The sequence below is a fragment of the Burkholderia sp. AU17457 genome (assembly GCF_002223255.1).
GTDB lineage: Bacteria > Pseudomonadota > Gammaproteobacteria > Burkholderiales > Burkholderiaceae > Burkholderia > Burkholderia sola.
Map to the genome: position 1 here is coordinate 1,168,996 of NZ_NKFB01000008.1, position 16,849 is coordinate 1,185,844.

At 62.9% G+C, this 16,849-nt stretch carries 11 protein-coding genes and 1 pseudogene; 9 read left to right on the forward strand and 3 right to left on the reverse strand.

The features are described 5' to 3' along the window. The first annotated feature begins 62 nt into the window (after positions 1 to 62). From CFB49_RS35245 to CFB49_RS35260, 4 genes are all read left to right on the forward strand, one after another. Entirely contained in the window at positions 63 to 1,187 is a 1,125-nt protein-coding gene (locus tag CFB49_RS35245) for an MBL fold metallo-hydrolase (RefSeq protein ID WP_089493691.1), read from the forward strand. A 129-nt stretch (positions 1,188 to 1,316) separates the two neighbouring features. Then, a complete protein-coding gene (locus tag CFB49_RS35250; protein ID WP_089493692.1) occupies positions 1,317 to 2,333 on the forward strand; it encodes an AraC family transcriptional regulator in 1,017 nt (338 codons plus the stop codon). A 1,621-nt stretch (positions 2,334 to 3,954) separates the two neighbouring features. Beyond that, entirely contained in the window at positions 3,955 to 4,650 is a 696-nt protein-coding gene (locus CFB49_RS35255; RefSeq protein WP_069619693.1) for a ParA family protein, read from the forward strand. Further along, entirely contained in the window at positions 4,643 to 5,674 is a 1,032-nt protein-coding gene (locus CFB49_RS35260) for a ParB/RepB/Spo0J family partition protein (RefSeq protein ID WP_089493693.1), read from the forward strand. The genes CFB49_RS35255 and CFB49_RS35260 overlap by 8 nt, the downstream gene beginning before the upstream one ends. A gap of 86 nt (positions 5,675 to 5,760) precedes the next feature. On the opposite strand, the gene CFB49_RS35265 is transcribed toward CFB49_RS35260, so the two are convergent. Beyond that, positions 5,761 to 7,077: a replication initiation protein gene (locus CFB49_RS35265; RefSeq protein WP_069619691.1), complete on the reverse strand. Its 1,317-nt coding sequence runs from the start codon at positions 7,075 to 7,077 to the stop codon at positions 5,761 to 5,763. Between the two features lie 2,308 nt (positions 7,078 to 9,385). Between CFB49_RS35265 and CFB49_RS35275 the strand changes: the two genes are divergently transcribed. Then, positions 9,386 to 9,694: a hypothetical protein gene (locus CFB49_RS35275; RefSeq protein ID WP_069619690.1), complete on the forward strand. Its 309-nt coding sequence runs from the start codon at positions 9,386 to 9,388 to the stop codon at positions 9,692 to 9,694. A 153-nt stretch (positions 9,695 to 9,847) separates the two neighbouring features. Here CFB49_RS35275 and gcvA read toward each other — a convergent pair whose 3' ends face one another. Continuing rightward, positions 9,848 to 10,753 carry a transcriptional regulator GcvA gene (gene gcvA, locus CFB49_RS35280; RefSeq protein ID WP_089493695.1) on the reverse strand — a complete coding sequence of 302 codons (906 nt, stop codon included), beginning with the start codon at positions 10,751 to 10,753 and terminating at the stop codon, positions 9,848 to 9,850. A 140-nt stretch (positions 10,754 to 10,893) separates the two neighbouring features. On the opposite strand from gcvA, the gene CFB49_RS35285 reads away from it, so the two are divergent. Continuing rightward, positions 10,894 to 12,192: an adenylosuccinate synthase gene (locus CFB49_RS35285; protein WP_089493696.1), complete on the forward strand. Its 1,299-nt coding sequence runs from the start codon at positions 10,894 to 10,896 to the stop codon at positions 12,190 to 12,192. 309 nt (positions 12,193 to 12,501) lie between these two features. Then, a complete protein-coding gene (locus CFB49_RS35290; protein WP_069619687.1) occupies positions 12,502 to 13,452 on the forward strand; it encodes a LysR family transcriptional regulator in 951 nt (316 codons plus the stop codon). 226 nt (positions 13,453 to 13,678) lie between these two features. Here CFB49_RS35290 and CFB49_RS35295 read toward each other — a convergent pair whose 3' ends face one another. Beyond that, positions 13,679 to 14,659: an AraC family transcriptional regulator gene (locus tag CFB49_RS35295; protein WP_089493697.1), complete on the reverse strand. Its 981-nt coding sequence runs from the start codon at positions 14,657 to 14,659 to the stop codon at positions 13,679 to 13,681. A 594-nt stretch (positions 14,660 to 15,253) separates the two neighbouring features. Between CFB49_RS35295 and CFB49_RS35305 the strand changes: the two genes are divergently transcribed. Together CFB49_RS35305 and CFB49_RS35310 are read left to right on the forward strand one after the other, a co-directional pair. Beyond that, on the forward strand, positions 15,254 to 16,135 hold the full coding sequence (locus CFB49_RS35305; protein WP_069619685.1) for a LysR family transcriptional regulator: 882 nt from the start codon (positions 15,254 to 15,256) through the stop codon (positions 16,133 to 16,135). Positions 16,136 to 16,359: 224 nt separating this feature from the next. Then, positions 16,360 to 16,849 (forward strand): annotated as a pseudogene (locus CFB49_RS35310) (biotin/lipoyl-binding protein); the annotation flags it as partial.

Consider the following 16,849-nt stretch of genomic DNA (forward strand, 5'->3'; position numbering starts at 1 on the left):
GTTTACTTATCCTAAAAATAAACTACACTGTTTAGTGTACTTTATTTTTCGGACGAACCGACATGGCATCGCCTCTCGTTTTGATTCATCGCATTCTTGGCTTTGCGGCCGCCCGTCGCGGCCGGACGCTGTCCGGCAGTTCGCCGCAGCACAATGGCGAGCGCTTTGCCAATGTCGCGCCGCGGCCCGCCGAAGGATTGGGCAAGACGCTGGGCATTGCTTGGAACATGCTGGTCAACAAGCCGCGTCATACCGTGCCGGCCGGCGCGCTTCCCGTCGAATCGCTGACCCGCGAGGAACTCGACGCGGCGCCCGATCGCAGCCTGTACCGGCTCGGGCATTCGACGCTGTTGCTGAAGCTGCGCGGCGAATTCTGGTTGACCGATCCGGTGTTTGCCGAGCGCGCGTCGCCGTTCCGGCGCATCGGCCCCAAGCGCTTTCATGCTCCGCCGATGGCGCTGGAAGATCTTCCGCCGCTGCGCGGCGTAATCCTGTCGCACGATCATTACGATCACCTCGATCGCGACACGGTGCTCGCGCTGGCCGCCACCACCGGCGTGTTCGTGACGACGCTGGGCGTCGGCGATCGGCTGATCGAATGGGGGATCGATGCGAACAAGGTCCGCCAGCTCGACTGGTGGCAAAGCGTGGACGTGGCCGGGCTGACGCTGACGGCGACGCCCGCGCAACACTTCTCAGGGCGTAGCCTGTTCGACGGCAACAGTACGCTGTGGGCATCGTGGGTGATCGTCGACGACGACCTGCGCCTGTTCTTCAGTGGCGATACGGGCTATTTCGACGGCTTCCGGGAGATTGGCGAGCGCCTCGGGCCGTTCGACGTCACGCTGATCGAAACAGGCGCCTATGATGCTCAATGGCCGTACGTGCACATGCAACCGGAAGAAACCGTTCAGGCGCACATCGATTTGCGCGGACGCTGGCTGGTCCCGATTCACAACGGCACGTTCGACCTCGCCATGCATCGCTGGCACGAGCCGTTCGAGCGTGTCACGGCATTGGCGCTCGTACGCGGCATCGAGCTCTCGACACCGAGGATGGGCGAACGCGTCGATCTCGACGCGCCGCATCGTGGCGAGCGCTGGTGGCGCGCGGTCGACGAGCGCGCGGCAGCGCCGGCGGCGAAATCGCGACGCTGGCAGCTTTGCGCATCGCAGGCGACGAAGTAGTCCGCCAGTCGCTGCATGCGCCTTCCCGGAAGATGGCCGTACCGCGATTCCGGATAGTGAACGTATTGCCGGCGTCCCCTGCACGTCGACGGCCTGCCTGTCGATCCGATTTACCTGAGTAGAGAAGTCATGCATCCGGTACCCGTCCGATACATACCCGGCCGACGAGACGATGACGTCGCCATCGCGGCATTCGACCAGGCAGGCCACCGTTCGACCCGCCGCAGCCGCGAGAATGAATTGCGACAGACGCTCGTGGAGCGCGTCGCGAGATGGACCGAAGGCATCGATCACCTCAATACGGCCATTCCCAACCTGAGCTTTCATCGACGGGAAGCGCCCACGCTACCGATGGAATGCATGGTCGAGCCGAGCTTCGGTCTCGTCGTTCAGGGCGCGAAGCGGGTCATGCAGAGCGGGGATGCTTACATCTACGACGTCGACCGCTTTCTGATTACGTCGCTCGATCTGCCCGGTTCGACGCAGATCATCGAGGCAAGTCCCGACAAACCGTTTCTCGGGCTCGGCCTCAAGCTCGATTTCCGCGTCATGGCCGAACTGATGGTGCAAGTCGCGCCGGATCACGACGAGGCGCCGGCAGGCCGCGGACTCGTCGTCGGCGACATGACGGAACCGCTGTACGACGCGCTGAACCGGTTACTCGCGCTGCTGGACGACCCGAACGCGATTGCCGTTCTCGCCCCGTACATCGAGCGGGAAATCTACTATCGGCTGCTGACGAGCGACCAGGGCGCCCGCCTGCGCCAGATTGCGTCTACCGGCAGTCAGTGCAACCGCGTGTCGCGCGCGATCCGGTGGTTGCGCGCCCACTACGACGAGTCGTTGCGCGTCGATGATCTCGCGGCGCAGGTTCAGATGAGCAGTTCAACCTTCCATCACCACTTCCGTCAGCTCACCGGCATGAGTCCGTTGCAATATCAGAAATGGATACGGCTCAACGAGGCGCGGCGCCTGATGCTGACGGAGCGCCTCGACGCTGCGTCGGCGGCGTTCAGGGTCGGGTATGCGAGCCCGACCCAGTTCAACCGGGAATATAGTCGGCTGTTCGGTAATTCTCCGCGAAGGGATATCGATAGCCTGCGGGGTGGCACGGACGTCGCTCTGTCGATCGTGGCGAGTTATTGATCGCGATCGACGGACAGTGACGCTGTACAAGCTTTGACGGGATCCGCAAAGTGTGGAGCTGGATTTTCGCATGCAGGTCAAGGGGGCGCGCGTTCCCTCCCGAAGACTACGTTGTACCGGCCGTGCTCCAGAGTCCTTCCCGCCCATTCCCGGCAGCCTTCTTCTGTCCATACTCCGCGATTTCACGAATCGGAGGCGTGGCGCATGCGTTGTCACGTGACAACTGGCGCTCAATATCGGCCTAGCTTGTGCTGAATTGGTGGCTCGAGGTGACTCAGCGGTGGACTGTCCCTCCGACACGTCGACGACCTCCGGGAGCGCCCACCGAAATCATTTCATAAACTACAAATTACGTATCGATTGATACAAGTCCATCTGGGATTGCCCCATTCCGCACCGTCGGTGAACTGAAATAGTATACGCCCCCATTTCTGAGCCTGATCAGGCGCATTTTGCGTGAAACAGGATGAAGAATATGGCGCAACCCATTGCCAGACAAGGATTTCCGGCAAGCTTCGATTTTGGGCGAATGTTTCACGACCTACCCGTTTTGGGTTGTCACATGCCGCCGGCATGCGGAATCCCCGCCCATTGCCGTCAATATGCGGGGTTCCCGCGCATGTCGAGCCTTTTCCAGTTCGGGAGAGTTGATATGTGCCGCTAGAGGGCCGCCCTGCCCCTGTTAACTGAAACGAGTGGGAACACCCAACTTCACCCTCATTAAATGGGGACATATCAATGGTCTCACGATATCGCATTTGGGACATGTCTCCGCAAGCTCTCAGCAGCATAGCCTCAGCGCGTGAGCGTACGTGCGACGATGGGGGAACACTCCCGACGATGTCCGGACCTCACTACCCGGCGTTCCGCGGCAACGCCCCGTGGGACGTTCCATTTTTTATATAGCCTCGCGCTGCCGAGCTTCCAGACATCGGCTTCCTGTTGTCACGTGACAACTCGCCCTGTCGATCACCGAGGAGCCGGGGGACCAACGCTCTCGGTATCGGTGATACCTTTTCTTCCGAGCAACATGTCACCTGCGCCGCGAGCGCCGGCCCACCACGACGTCCCTTGACGATCGCGAAGTCGCTGTTACTACTCACGCTTGAATCCATTTGTCACGTGACAACTCCACCTCATTGCCGAATAGGCGTACATGGTCATGGGCGGTGCGACCTAGGGAATTGAAGCGAAGAGATTTCTCCTGAGCCCCAGTCGCAAGCGAATCGAAGATTTCCTGCGGGCGTCCGCCCGGGAGAAATCGGGAATCCAACGATTTTGTCACGTGACAACCGTCTGCTTCAGGCGACCGACACCATCACCGCCATGGATTCGTACCGGATTTCGGATGAGGTGTGCGCACGACGAAACGCCAAGCCTCTGCTAAAGATCTCGTTATGGACACCAAAGGCGGTCGGGTTACTTCCATTTTTTCGTTAGTTCTTTGCAACCGTATCGGTGATTTTTCATCGCGTCGCTACGTTCGACTACCGCTCGGCTATTCGGCCTATTTGTCACGTAACAATCACAACACCCCATAAAAAAACCACGTCATGGAACGCCTTTCTGGACATTTCTTGAATAACTGCATATATTACGCAAAACTCCTTGGAGGAATTTAATGGCTTTCAAGATCGCCGTCAGTAATCAAAAAGGTGGGACTGGAAAGACAACCATCTCCGTCAACATCGCAGCTGCGTTCGAAGCCGGCGGCAACAAGGTCGCGCTGATCGATGCCGACCCTCAAGGCACTTCCGTCCGGTGGGTCACAAGCGGCGAGAACACACTCCCGATGACTGTCCTGTCGCTCGCGCCGGCCGGCCGCGGTATCGGCGGTGAGATCAAGAAGCAGGACGCGAACTACGACGTGATCGTCGTCGACTGCCCCGGCAACCTGGAAGATCCACGTATTGCCTCCGTCCTCGAAGTGGCGGACTTCTGCCTGGTGCCGCTTTCGCCGTCGCCGGCCGATTTGTACAGCACGGTTGCGATGATCCGCATGATCGAATCGATGCGTGCCGTTCGAAATCCTCAACTTTCTTCCGCATTAATGCTGAATAGTGTCAATGGAAAAACTAAAATGCGTGAAGAAATTTTAAAAATTTTACGGGCTGAAGAAATAGGGGAGCATCTGCTCGATAGCCAGATCGCGCAACGCGAGGTCTATCGTCAGACGTTCGCGCTCGGCACCACGATCCATCACCACAATCGATACCTGAAGGGGCTGAAGGAAGCCCGGGCAGAAATCGAAAAGCTGGTCACGGAAATGGCCCAATACATCGCGTCGACGCGCGCTACCGGAGCCGCCCATGGCTAAGGACACCTCGAAAGACAAGAAACCGACCGGCAACCTGCATCTGGCAGCCGGCCTGCTGCGCGGACTCGCGCAGGAAAACGCGGCGCTCGAAACACGGCTGCCCGAGCCGGCGGCCGCACCGGCTGCCGTCGTCGAAGCGGCGCCCGCCAGTGCGCCGGCCGCAACCGCGCCCGCCGGTACGCCCGATCTGGGCGCGCCGCAGAAAGTGCTGGTCAAGGACTGCATCCCGAACCCGTTCAATCCGCGCGTGTTCTACTCGGAGTCGAGCCTGCACGAACTCGCACTGACGCTGAAACGGGAAGGGCAGATCGAGCCGATCAAGGTCACGCGGCTCCCAGAATTTCCCGGCAAGCTCGTCGTGATCGACGGGCAACGCCGGCTGCGTGCAACGAGCATCAACGGTGACGAGACGATCAATGCGACGTTCCGCACCGATCACACGCCCGAGCAGCTCTATACGATCGCGTATCGGGCGAACCACGATCACGAACGCCAGACGATCTTCGACGATGCGGTCGCGTGGAAACGTCTCCTCGACGAGAAAGTCTTTGCCGACCAGAACACGCTGGCGGAGAAAATCGGCAAGGACAAGGCATCGATCAGCAAGACGCTGTCGCTGAACGCGCTGCCGAACACGTTGCTGGAGCGGATGGCGAGTGCGAACGACGTGGTCGGTCTGCAGGCCGCGTACTTCCTGAAGCTGATCTTCGAACGCCTGGGCGAGCCGACGGCCGACCGGCTGCTGACGGCCGTGATCGACCGGAAAAAATCCGTCCGCGATCTCGAGAATTTCCTGCGAGCACAAAGCGACGGCGCCAAGAAGGCCGGACGCACGCGCTATAGCGTCCGTCATGACTTCGCGCTCGAATCGCGCGCGATCGGCCAGTTGAAGACTTATCCGGACGGACGTCTGGATCTGCAGCTCAAGGGCGTCGACGCATCCCACCAGGAAGCGCTTGCCGACAAGCTCAAGACCGTCATCGACGCGTACGTCACCGATCTGGCGGCGGCCACGCCAAAGTAACGCGCCACGGGCAAAAGGCCTCGCCTTCGCGCTGCGTCGCGAAGGCGGACTGCAACACCGTCCGCCGCACGACGGCGAGGCCGCGTTCAGTTGCCTGCGAGACTGCTTTTCAGCAGGAATTCCAGCAGGTCGTCCGAGGTTGGCTCGCCCCACGTATCAAGCGCCAGCCATCGGAAGAAGCTGGTCTGCGCGAGCTTGCTCGCCTTCTTCTTCGGTGACAGCGTCAGGTCCTTCGAACCCGCCACCGTCTCGTTGTAACGCTCGATCAGCTTGGTCTGGTCGTCGATCTCCAGTTCGCGGAAATACGCGCCGGCTTCCTCGACCTTCGCCGCCAGATATTTGTCGCGAATCTGTTCCTGCTTGCTCTGCGCGGATTCCTTCGCCGGCGCGGCCGCTTCGGTTCCCTGCCCGTCGGCCAGCGTGTAACCGTGCGTCAGCGCCTTGCGGAAGTACGCGGCAACGTTGTCGACCGGCGCCGCATTTTTCTTCGTCGTCCGATTGAGCGTATAGGCGATCGCCGCCTTGATACGCTGCACGCCGTATTGCGTGATCAGCCGGCGCGCCTCCGAACGCGGAATGCCGAACTTCGCCACCTCCTCGACCAACGCTTCGTTCTTGACGTCGCCGTCCTCGACCGTATCGGTGCTCTGCTTGCGCGTCACCTTGAACTGCACGGCTTCCACGCTGCGGCCGGACTTGTGTTCGATCAACTCGAGCGTGTGGTCCGATACTTCGTTCACCTCCTGAATGCATGGCACCAGGACCTTGCTCTTGAACAGCTTGTATTCCTTGTACGACTGCGATGCCTTGTCCTGGCCGAGAATGAGGTCGCGGAATTTCGGCAGTGGAATCTTCGCGGTGATGCCGATCCCTTCGTAGCGCACCGTGTTTTCCCACAGCGCGAGCGAGTGCGATCGCCGGAACTCGCGGGCGATCCGCATATCGATCAACGCATAGATTTCGGGATTGAGCAGTTCGCTGCGAATCTGGTCGGAGAAGCTGTACTTCAGCACCGATTGCTCGAGTTCCGCGCCGGCGAGCAGGCCCGACGCTTTCCAGACCGTCGAACGGTCGGCGGCCAGGTAGTCCCAGTTGACGACGGTACTGATCAACGAGTTGACCGTATCCTTCACGTACTTCGTATTGTTGCTGTTCAGCCCGCTCTCGTGCGACAGCGACGCGATCGAGATCGAGAAGCTCGTCCGGCCCGGTTCGAACGCCTCCTGTCGAAGCGCGTTCTTGATCAACGAGCTGAACATCTTGCGCTGCTGCAGACCGATCTTTCCCGACTTCGGTGCGATATGAATCGCCTGGACCGCCTTGCGCAGCAAGTCGGGCGGCTCGGGTGTCTGAAACAGCGAAACCTGTTTGTCTGAGCCTTTGCTTGCGGGCTTGCGCGGCATCGTGGTGTCCGGGTAAGGTTGCCTTATTGAGAGCGGACTTTATACCTTTTCGTGCGACGGAGCAACGCCCTTGCTCCAGCATCACTTTCACTATCTGAGCTAACTATCAGATATGTAATGGGAAATCCGTGTTGCGCGATTTGTTCAGAGCCCCATATCCGTCTACCTTTTGATCAAAATACTTCCCAAAAGCCGCTACCTTTCCTGGCTCGACAGCGCAACCCGGCACAAGATTTGCCACACGAAGGTACCCATCCATGGGGGCAAACGAGCGGAATCGAGATCGCCGGGAAGATTCGTGGTGCCCCGCAACACGGTCGCCTTTTTCTCCCATAACTGGCTACCTTTGTCATTTCCCATAGGAGGGTACCTGTCAGCGGGGTCGGCACAGCTGCTTTCCGGCTTGAAGGTGGAAATCGCTCCCATAAACGGCAACCATTCGTTTTCCCCATAGACGGTAACCTGTCCGGGGCCTCGGCCCTGTCTATGGGAAGGCTTCATTGAGCCCTCGAGCGACGAGTAGCGAATCGACTAAGACAATCGCCCATAAACAGCTACCTTCGAGATCCCCCATAACCGGCTACCCAAAGAAAATCGCTGTGCCTACATCCGACTACCCCACCCGGAAAAGCACCCCATAAAGAGCTACCTTCATGTGTTCCCATAGACGACTACCCAGCACGATTTACGGTCGATTTCCCATAACCGGATACGTTCGCCCCATATCCACAACCCGGATTCCCCACAACACGGTACCCCAACCCCCAAATCCACAGACCTGAAACCCCAAACCCTTCCACCTGTGCTCCCATAAATGGGTACCGAACACCCCTCAAACCCTTGCCAGACAAGGCTCTGAGCCGTCTAAAAGTAGTTAAAGAAGTAAACGTGGTTTACCAAAGATGTAAACACACGTGTGCTTGCACAGAAAGACGAACCCCATAAACCGCTACCCATGGGAGTCGTCTATGGGACATCCATCGCCAGGAGCCTCAATACAGACCGACTCGGCCCTCTTTGACACGCTGTTCCCGGAAAGCTCCAGGCCTGACAAGGCCTCCCAAAGAGGTAAGTACCCACTCACAAGCGCCGAAACGTAGAAACTTATGGGAGGAAATCCGCAGATTCGACGTAGAGGTTCCCGTTTATGGGACCCAAAATATGTCCCGTGGCACCTTCCGCACCATCGACTGACGAGTTCGAAATCATCCTGGACTGCCCGCGAATGGTTTTTTGTGCTCGCGCTGCCTCGCCTAGGGACAAGTTTTTGTCGCTCGCCTGTGGTGCTACTCGTCAAATTGAGCCCGTGGACTGTGCCCGGAGGATCCGATCCCTGGTTGTTTTCCGTCCAGCGTCCCGTCCGTTTTTCTACCTTTCGAGCTCCACCCGGGAAGTCATTGCCGTGTCCGTCGACATCGTTCCGAATCAACGTGAGGGCGCCGTCGGTACCGAAGCTCACCGCAATCGAATTCCCCGATGCTCTCGAACATGCTCACCTGCCGAAAAACCGGAGTCCCGTAAAAGCTCACCGATAGGCGGTGGCACCGGTATAAGCAAGCCGTGTAGATCGCAGCCCTCATCCACATAAGGAACCATCGATGGGGAGCAACAGAAAAGGATCGACCTCCCTGTGTGACGCCTGGGAGTCGGCAAGCACGATTGCACAGACGGACAACCTCACGGCCACAGGCATATCCACCCGGCGAACGTTGCTCGCTCATGATGGGTGTCAGCGCATCCGTGCAGCCCGTCGGGCCGACTTCTTCACCGCTCGCGTAGCCCTCGCTTTTTTCGTCAGACGTGCGGGTCGACAACCCGCTTTGTCTCCATACACAGGCAACCTTCTGCATCACGGTGCGGCAGGCGGTATCGGATAGATCACCGCACGCCGCAACGATGCAACGTATCCGTCTGAACCGCCGACGAAACGAATCGTGGTCGTTTATGGGAGGAACCGTCGCTCAAGCCGCTTCGAACGATAACGTGACGGACGGATCGACTGCTGCTGTAGTGATCGGGCAAGCACAACGATCCTCACGTCGCGCTTGAGCGTATCGATATCTCCACCAGTGAAACACCCGTCGGCGTCTCACGCCCGGTCGAGTCCTGCGGTTGCGGTCATCGAGCGCACCAACCGCGTTGTCTCCCATACGTGTATCCCCAATTCCGCCAGCACGTTGACGCCACAATTTTTGCGACACGGTTATGATGCTCAAGTCCTGACCGCGACATGACGACTGGTCAGGACAGGGGCGGTATCTCGATGGTTTTTCAAACCGTGATGGTCATCAAAAAAGAGAGTTCAGCGATGCGAATCCAGATCAGAAAACTCACGCTGGCTGCTACCGCAGCCGCTTTCCTGTTCGGCTCGGCCGTTCCGGCCTTTGCGCAGGAAACCGCAAGCGCGCCGGTTGCACAGGACGCCAAGGCCGCGAAGAGCGAAGCGCGCAAGGCGGCCAGGGCCAAACGCAAAGCCGAGCGCAAGGCTGCGCGTGCGAAGAACACCGCCGAGCTGAAGAAACTCGAAGACGCTGGGTACAAGCCCGCGGCCAATGATCCGAACTATCCGCAGAACCTGCAGAACGCGGAGAAGAAGGCCGGCGCTGCAAGCCAGTAAGCGTCGTCCGGCGGCAAGCCACGGTTCGATCCGCGGCTTGCCGCGTGTGTCGCGATTGCGCGATGCACGAAGGCAAACACGTTCCGCACATTTATTCAATTCGATTCGGAATCCTGCACGTCGTGAAGATGCACGACACACAGGCACGGGCGCTCAGCGCCGCCCGCCCGACGCAGTCGCGCTTCCCGTTGCCTTCAGCCAGTCCTTGAACGCGCGTACGGCGTCGTCGTCGGCCCGCGCTAACGCCACATACGTAAAGTAGCGCCACGGCGGCAGCGCCGGTTCGCTGAACGGCTGCACGAGCCGGCCTTCGGCGATGTCGTCGGCGACGAGCGCGATCGGCCCCATCGCGACGCCGAGCCCGTCGAGCGCGCCTTGCAGCGTCAGGTAGAAATGCTCGAGCGTGAGCGAGTGCCGCGGTACGAGATTCGGGTGCCCGGCCGCCGCGAGCCACTCCGGCCACATGCCCGGATAGGTTGCCGCGTGCAGCAGCGTGAAGCCGGCGAGATCGGCAGGCGTCTCGAGCGACCGGCCCTCCAGCAACTTCGGCGCGCACACCGGCAGCCGGACCTCGGAAAGGAATTCTTCCGCAACGTACCCGTCGATGGCCTGCGGGCCGCCGCGAACGATCAGGTCGACCTTGTCGCGCAGCTTGTCGATCGGCTCGTTCGACGTCGACAGCCGCACTTCGATGGCCGGATGCGCGACCTGGAACGACGACAGTTTCGGGACGAGCCAGCGCAGCGAGAACGTCGCGGGCGCGCTGACGCGCAGCACGCGCTGCTGCGCGTGGCCGAAATGCTGCGCGGTGGCAAGAGCGATCCGGTCGAACGAAGCACCGACCTCGGCGAGGTACGCGCGGCCGGCCGCGGTCAGTTCGACGCGCCGGTTGTGGCGTTCGAACAGCGGTCGCCCGAGCCACGCTTCCAGTTGTTGCACGTGCCGGCTGATCGCGCCGTGCGTGACGCACAGCTCGTCGGCGGCCAGCGTGAAACTGCCAAGCCGCGCGGCGGCTTCGAACGCGCGCAGCGAATTCAACGGAGGGAGTCGTCGGGCCATTGCATCGTTTCGCGTGATATTTACTCACGCGAGGTTTCAGGTTTAATCGTTTGATCGAGTGATCCGGCTCCGCCAATATGGCACACAAACGGTCGACCTGGCCGAGCGAATGTCTGAATTTCTCACATGGAGTACGGAGCATGCCGAACGTGGTGGTGGTGGGTGCCCAATGGGGCGATGAGGGCAAGGGGCGCGTCGTGGACTGGCTAGCGGCGCAGGCCGATCTCGTCGCACGCTACAACGGCGGCCACAACGCGGGCCACACGCTGGTCGTCGGCGGCAACACGTACAAGCTCGCGCTGCTGCCCAGCGGCATCGTGCGCGGCAAGCGCGGCGTGATCGGCAACGGCGTGGCGCTCGACCCGGAAGCGCTGCTCGCGGAAATCGGGCGGATGGCCGAACTCGGGCTGTCGGTGACGCCGGACAACCTGTCGATCGCCGAGAACGCGACGCTGGTGCTGCCGATCCATCGTGCAATCGACCAGGCGCAGGAGCGTTTGCGCCGCGAACCCATCGGCACCACGCTGCGCGGGATCGGGCCAGCCTACGAGGACAAGGTCGGGCGTCGCGGGCTGCGTGTCGGCGATCTCGCGGAACCGGGCGGGCTCGCGGCCAAACTCGACGTGCTCGTCGACCATCACAACGCGTGGTTCCGCGGCCTGGGGCTCGACGAATACGATCGCGACGCGATGCTGGCGGTGCTGGTCGCGCTTGCACCGAAGATCCTGCCGTTCGTGCGTCCGGTGTGGGCCGACCTCAACGACGCGACCGATCGCGGCGAGCGCATCCTGTTCGAGGGCTCTCAGGCCGTGATGCTGGACATCGACTGGGGCACCTATCCGTTCGTGACGTCGTCGGGCACCGTGGCATCGGCTGCGGCGGCCGGCACCGGGCTCGGTGCGTCGAAGCTCGGCCACGTGCTGGGTGTGACGAAGGCGTATGCGACGCGGGTCGGCGGCGGACCGTTCCTCACCGAGCTGACTGGCGCGACCGGCGAAACGCTGCGTGCGCGCGGACAGGAATTCGGCGTCAACACCGGCCGGCCGCGACGCTGCGGATGGCTCGACGCCGCGCAACTGCGTCAGGCCGTCAGGATCTCGGGCATCGATTCGCTGGCGCTGACCAAGCTCGACGTGCTCGATGGTTTCGAGTCGATCGAGCTGTGCGTCGGTTACGAATTCGACGGCGCGCGCGTCGATCATTTGCCCGCGAGCCTCGATGCGCAATCGCGCGCGAAGCCGCTCTACGAACGGTTCGAAGGCTGGCAAGGTTCCGTGAAGGGCGTACGCGAGCGTACGGCGCTGCCGCGGGCCGCGCAGGCGTTCATCTCGCGCATCGAGGCCGTGGCGGGCGCGCCGGTTTCGATGATCACGACCGGCGCGGAGCGTGACGACACGATCGTGTTGCGCAATCCGTTCGATGCTGCCGCGGCCGCGTAATGCGTGAGATGCGCTAGATGCGCAGGGCGTCGATCGAGAGCGGGATCATGGCCGGCGGGGAGTTTTTGCCGACCGCAGCGGTGGGCCTGCAGGTCCCTCCGGTACGCATGCCCGCCCGGCCAGGATGCCGCGCGGCGAGCGGCTCCGCAGCACGATTCGGCCTCCGGATCACACCGCCTACGGCGAACTGGACACGCCTGCAACGCTGCTGTACTGTTCCGCACAATTCGCGCCAGACCGGCGTGTGCCCGCGCTGCCGGCACCCTGGCCGCACGGCGGCGCGACGTGACAATCCCCGGGGACAGGTCGATGGACACGTTACAGATGATGCGCATTTTCGTCCGGGTCGCGGAAGAGGGCAGCTTCACGAGCGCGGCCCAGCGCCTGGACATCACGACGGCCTACGCGTCGCGTTCGGTCGCGCAACTCGAAACGCATCTGCGCACGCGCCTGCTCAACCGCAGCACGCGCCGCATCGCGCTGACCGACGCCGGGCAGCGCTATCTCGACCGCTGCCAGCGTATCCTCGGCTATATCGACGAAGCGGAAGCCGAGGCGGCCGATGCACAGGTGAAGCCGTCCGGACGGCTTCACGTCCACGCGACGACGAGTTTCGGCCAGTCCTACGTGGTGCCCGCGGTCGTGCGCTACCGCGAACGCTATCCGTCGGTCGCGGTCGAGCTGACGCTGTCGCAGCACGTGCCCGACATCATCGACGAAGGCTACGACGTGTCGCTGCAGTTGAGCACGACGGAGCTGCCCGATTCCGGGCTGGTATCGCAGCGGCTCGGCGACGTGGGCAGCGTGTTGTGCGCGTCGCCTGCCTACCTGAAGGCGCGCGGCACGCCGCGCACGGTGAGCGATCTCGCCGGGCATGCGTGCCTGCGGCTCGTCACGTCGCTCTTTCCGCGCGACCGCTGGCATCTCGACGGCCCGAACGGACGCGAAACGTTCGAACTGGCGGTGCCCGATTTCCAGGTGAATATCGCCGATGCGCTCGGCGCCGCGTTACGCGCGGGGCTCGGGATCGGCCCGCTGCCGATGTCGGCTGCGCTGCCCGCGCTCGCGAGCGGCGCGTTGGTGCGCGTGCTGCCCGATTACCGGTTGCAGAAGCTGACGGTCTATACGCTGTATGCGTCGCGTCAGTATCTCGATGCGAAGATCCGCACGTTCGTCGATTTCCTGCGGGAATGCGTGCCGGAGATGCTGTCCGCCGACGAGGCTGCGTTGAACGCTTGCTGCGTGTCCCGTCATGCCTGATTCATGCATGATCGGTACGTGAGTACCGCGCACTGTCTTTCGGTTCAATATAAATAATGTGGAGTCCTGCGTTAAAGAGCAGCGCATCGCGGATGTGTTCTATCAAGCCGGCATCCTGCCGAAACGCGTCGACGTCAGTCTGGCGGCGGCGCCTTCGCTCCCGTGAGCGAGTAGCCGGCCCGACGATCGGGTTCGCGGTGAGCAGCGAACCGCATGCGATACGCGTTCATGGTGCGACGCGCGACAGCGGCACCGCTTCGCCGCGCAGCCGCGCGACGTCGCGGCCCGGCGCGTCGCCGAACAGCCGTGCGTATTCGCGGCTGAACTGCGACGCGCTCACATAGCCGACACTGCGGCATGCCTGCCGCGCATCCATCGCCGACAGGCACATCAGGCGGCGGGCCTCCTGCAGCCGCAGCACCTTCTGGCATTGCAACGGACTCATCGACGTGACCGCACGGAAGTGATGGTGGAAGGTCGACGGGCTCATCTCCACCTGTCGCGCGAGCGCGTCGACCGCCATTGGATCGAGATAGTGATCGCGAATCCATGCGACGGCGCGCGAGATGCGCTGGGTCGTCGAATCGGCGTCGCCGATCTGCGCGACGCGCGCGCCCGACGGGCCGCGCAGCAGCCGGATGAGGATTTCGTCGACGATCAGCGGTGCGAGGAGGTCGAGGTCGTCCGGTTGTGCGATCAGTTGCATCAGCCGCGCGACGGCGTCGACGATTTCGGGCGTCGCGTCGAGCGTGTCGAGTGCGCGATAGTCGACGGCTTTCGGCAGCCCGCGCGGAAAGACGACGGGCGTGAGCGCCGCGATGCGGCGCGGATCGAGTTCGAGTTGCACGTAAAGGAACGGCTCGGCCGGGTTCGCGCGCGTCACGCGTCCGGTCGCTGGCAGGTCGGCGGTGGCGACCAGCATCCGCGACTCGTCGATCGTGTAGGTATCGTCGCCGACCCGCATCGACTTCGCACCCTGCCCGACGATGCTCAGGCACGCGTGGTGCACGCCGTGGTTCCACTGCGGTGGCGGCGCGGAGGCGCGCGCGACGCGCATGCCGCGCAACGGAAGGTCGAACATGCCGTCGTGCGGAGCGTACGCGGCGATCAGCGCCGCGAGCCGGGCCGCGGGCGATCGGGCTGGCGACCGAGCATCGTGATCCGGTGGGTGGCGCGGTTGGGGCGGCGTTCGGGCGTCGATTTCCATGTTACGTGAGCGGTTGGCGGAGTGGGCGATGCGATGCGCGCGTTGCGATCCGATGCCGGGGCGCAGGCACGGCGGTCACATCCTACGGCCAGTTGCGTGCGCGGGATTGCCTAAACCTGTCCGAAATTAGCCCGATCATCCGGACCTGCATGGTCGGCGGCCGCGTCGCCTGTCGTGGCGGGGTGTGCGGCGCACAAATTCGGAAATTAAGGCAAAACAATCGCAGGATCGGGCAAGCCATTTTCCGGCGGTTTCCCTACCATTGCACCTGCTGAAGGAAATGCGATTCAGCGCGCCCGGACGATACGGGCAACACCGTCCGCGTGATGCGCGGACACCGCCGGCCTTGCCCGCGTGTCGCCGCCGCGAATCGCCGGGAAAGAATCAGGACTGCGATTGAACGATCATGCATCGGGCTTGCCGAGGCCGGCTTGCGTCCGTTGCAAGCCGACGCATCCCAGTCGCGAACGTGTCGACCGACCCGGCGGAGCCGGTGTCGGGGCCGCCGCATTGGCCGGGCCGATGCGGGCGGGCTATGGCGCGGCGTCGGGTGCAGATAGACGGGCAGTCGTCCGTGCAGGGAAATCCGGACAAATGGACCAACTTCAATCGATTCGGGCATTCGTGACGGTGGCAAGGGAAGGCGGGTTTCGCCGGGCGGCGACGCGGTTGCGCGTGTCGACGGCGATGGCGAGCCGGCTGGTCGATGCGCTCGAGACGCGCCTCGGCGCGCGCCTGCTTCAACGCAGCACGAGCCACCAGTCGCTGACGGAAATCGGCGAGCTGTATCTCGCGCGCGTCGAGCGGATTCTCGGTGCGATCGACGAGATCGACGGCCGCTTCGTCGCGATGGGCAGCAAGCCGGAAGGCGTATTGCGCGTGGCCGCGCCGGTGGCGTTCGGGCTCAGCCAGTTGAGCGCACTGCTCGATCGTTTCGTGCACCGGTTTCCGGACGTGCGGCCGACCGTGACGCTGACCGATGCCCACGTCGACCTGACTACCGAGGACATCGACGTCGCGTTCCTGACCGACGGCATGCCGGTGTCCGGCGCGCACGCATTGCATACGCTGGCCGCGTACGAATCCGTGCGCGTCGCGGCACCCGATTATGTTGCCGCGCACGGCGGCGCGGCTGCGTCCGGCGACTGGCCGGACATCGCGACCGTGCGGCTCGAGTTGCCGGCGGCCGACGACGACCACGCGGCCGGGATTCGATCCGGCGTCGCGCCCGGCAATACGGGCGTCGGCCATCTCGAGATGGCGCGACGGCTGGCCGTGGCCGGCATGGGCGCGGCGGTGTTGCCCGCGTATCTCGTCGACGCCGATCTGGCGGCCGGCACGCTCGTGCGCGTGGCGCCGCTCCACCCGCTCGCGCCCGTCACGCTGAAGCTCGCGCATGCGCGTGCCGCCCGTCTGCCGGCCGCCGCGCGCGCGTTCATCGAATTCGCCGGCGCCGCATTCCGGCCCGCGCGCTAGCAGTCTGGCAGAACGCACGGCAACGCGATCCCGCCGAGGCAGCGGGCTCGCCATTCTTTTTCGGAAGCAGTTCGGCGAACGAACGCTCCGCCGGGTGCAACGCACACCCGCAACACGTGTCCGCATCCGCGGCGGACAGGAAGCTGCAGGTCCGCCGCGCGTCAGGGCCATGAGGAGATCTGGTGATTCCCATTGAAGGTCGTCTAATTGTGAGAGGTCGCTCCATGCGCGTCGAACGGGTTCCATACCGCTTAATCACTGCCGCAACGGCTGCCGTTTTCCTGGCCGCGTGCGGGAAGAAAGAATCGGCGCCGCCGCCGCAAACGCCGGAAGTCGGCGTCGTCACCGTGCAGCCTCAAGCTGTGCCGGCGGTGGCCGAATTACCGGGCCGCACCAGCGCGTTTCTCGTCGCGCAGGTCCGTGCGCGGGTCGACGGCATCGTGCTGCGCCGTGAATTCACCGAAGGCACCGACGTGAAGGCCGGTCAGCGCCTGTACAAGATCGATCCGGCGCCGTACATCGCGGCGCTGAACAGCGCGAAGGCGACGCTCGCGAGGGCGCAGGCGAACCTCGTCACGCAGAACGCACTGGTCGCGCGCTACAAGGTGCTGGTCGCCGCGAACGCGGTCAGCAAGCAGGACTACGACAACGCGGTCGCCACGCAGGGCCAGGCCGCGGCGGACGTCGCGGCCGGCAAGGCGGCGGTCGACACCG

What these genes read in the sequence shown, in the direction of transcription:
- CFB49_RS35260 (WP_089493693.1), top strand. Translation starts at nt 4,643, where the DNA reads ATGGCTAAGGACACCTCGAAAGACAAGAAACCGACCGGCAACCTGCAT.
- CFB49_RS35285 (WP_089493696.1), top strand. Translation starts at nt 10,894, where the DNA reads ATGCCGAACGTGGTGGTGGTGGGTGCCCAATGGGGCGATGAGGGCAAG.
- gcvA (WP_089493695.1), bottom strand. Translation starts at nt 10,753, where the DNA reads ATGGCCCGACGACTCCCTCCGTTGAATTCGCTGCGCGCGTTCGAAGCC.
- CFB49_RS35255 (WP_069619693.1), top strand. Translation starts at nt 3,955, where the DNA reads ATGGCTTTCAAGATCGCCGTCAGTAATCAAAAAGGTGGGACTGGAAAG.
- CFB49_RS35245 (WP_089493691.1), top strand. Translation starts at nt 63, where the DNA reads ATGGCATCGCCTCTCGTTTTGATTCATCGCATTCTTGGCTTTGCGGCC.
- CFB49_RS35295 (WP_089493697.1), bottom strand. Translation starts at nt 14,659, where the DNA reads ATGGAAATCGACGCCCGAACGCCGCCCCAACCGCGCCACCCACCGGAT.
- CFB49_RS35290 (WP_069619687.1), top strand. Translation starts at nt 12,502, where the DNA reads ATGGACACGTTACAGATGATGCGCATTTTCGTCCGGGTCGCGGAAGAG.
- CFB49_RS35275 (WP_069619690.1), top strand. Translation starts at nt 9,386, where the DNA reads ATGCGAATCCAGATCAGAAAACTCACGCTGGCTGCTACCGCAGCCGCT.
- CFB49_RS35250 (WP_089493692.1), top strand. Translation starts at nt 1,317, where the DNA reads ATGCATCCGGTACCCGTCCGATACATACCCGGCCGACGAGACGATGAC.
- CFB49_RS35305 (WP_069619685.1), top strand. Translation starts at nt 15,254, where the DNA reads ATGGACCAACTTCAATCGATTCGGGCATTCGTGACGGTGGCAAGGGAA.
- CFB49_RS35265 (WP_069619691.1), bottom strand. Translation starts at nt 7,077, where the DNA reads ATGCCGCGCAAGCCCGCAAGCAAAGGCTCAGACAAACAGGTTTCGCTG.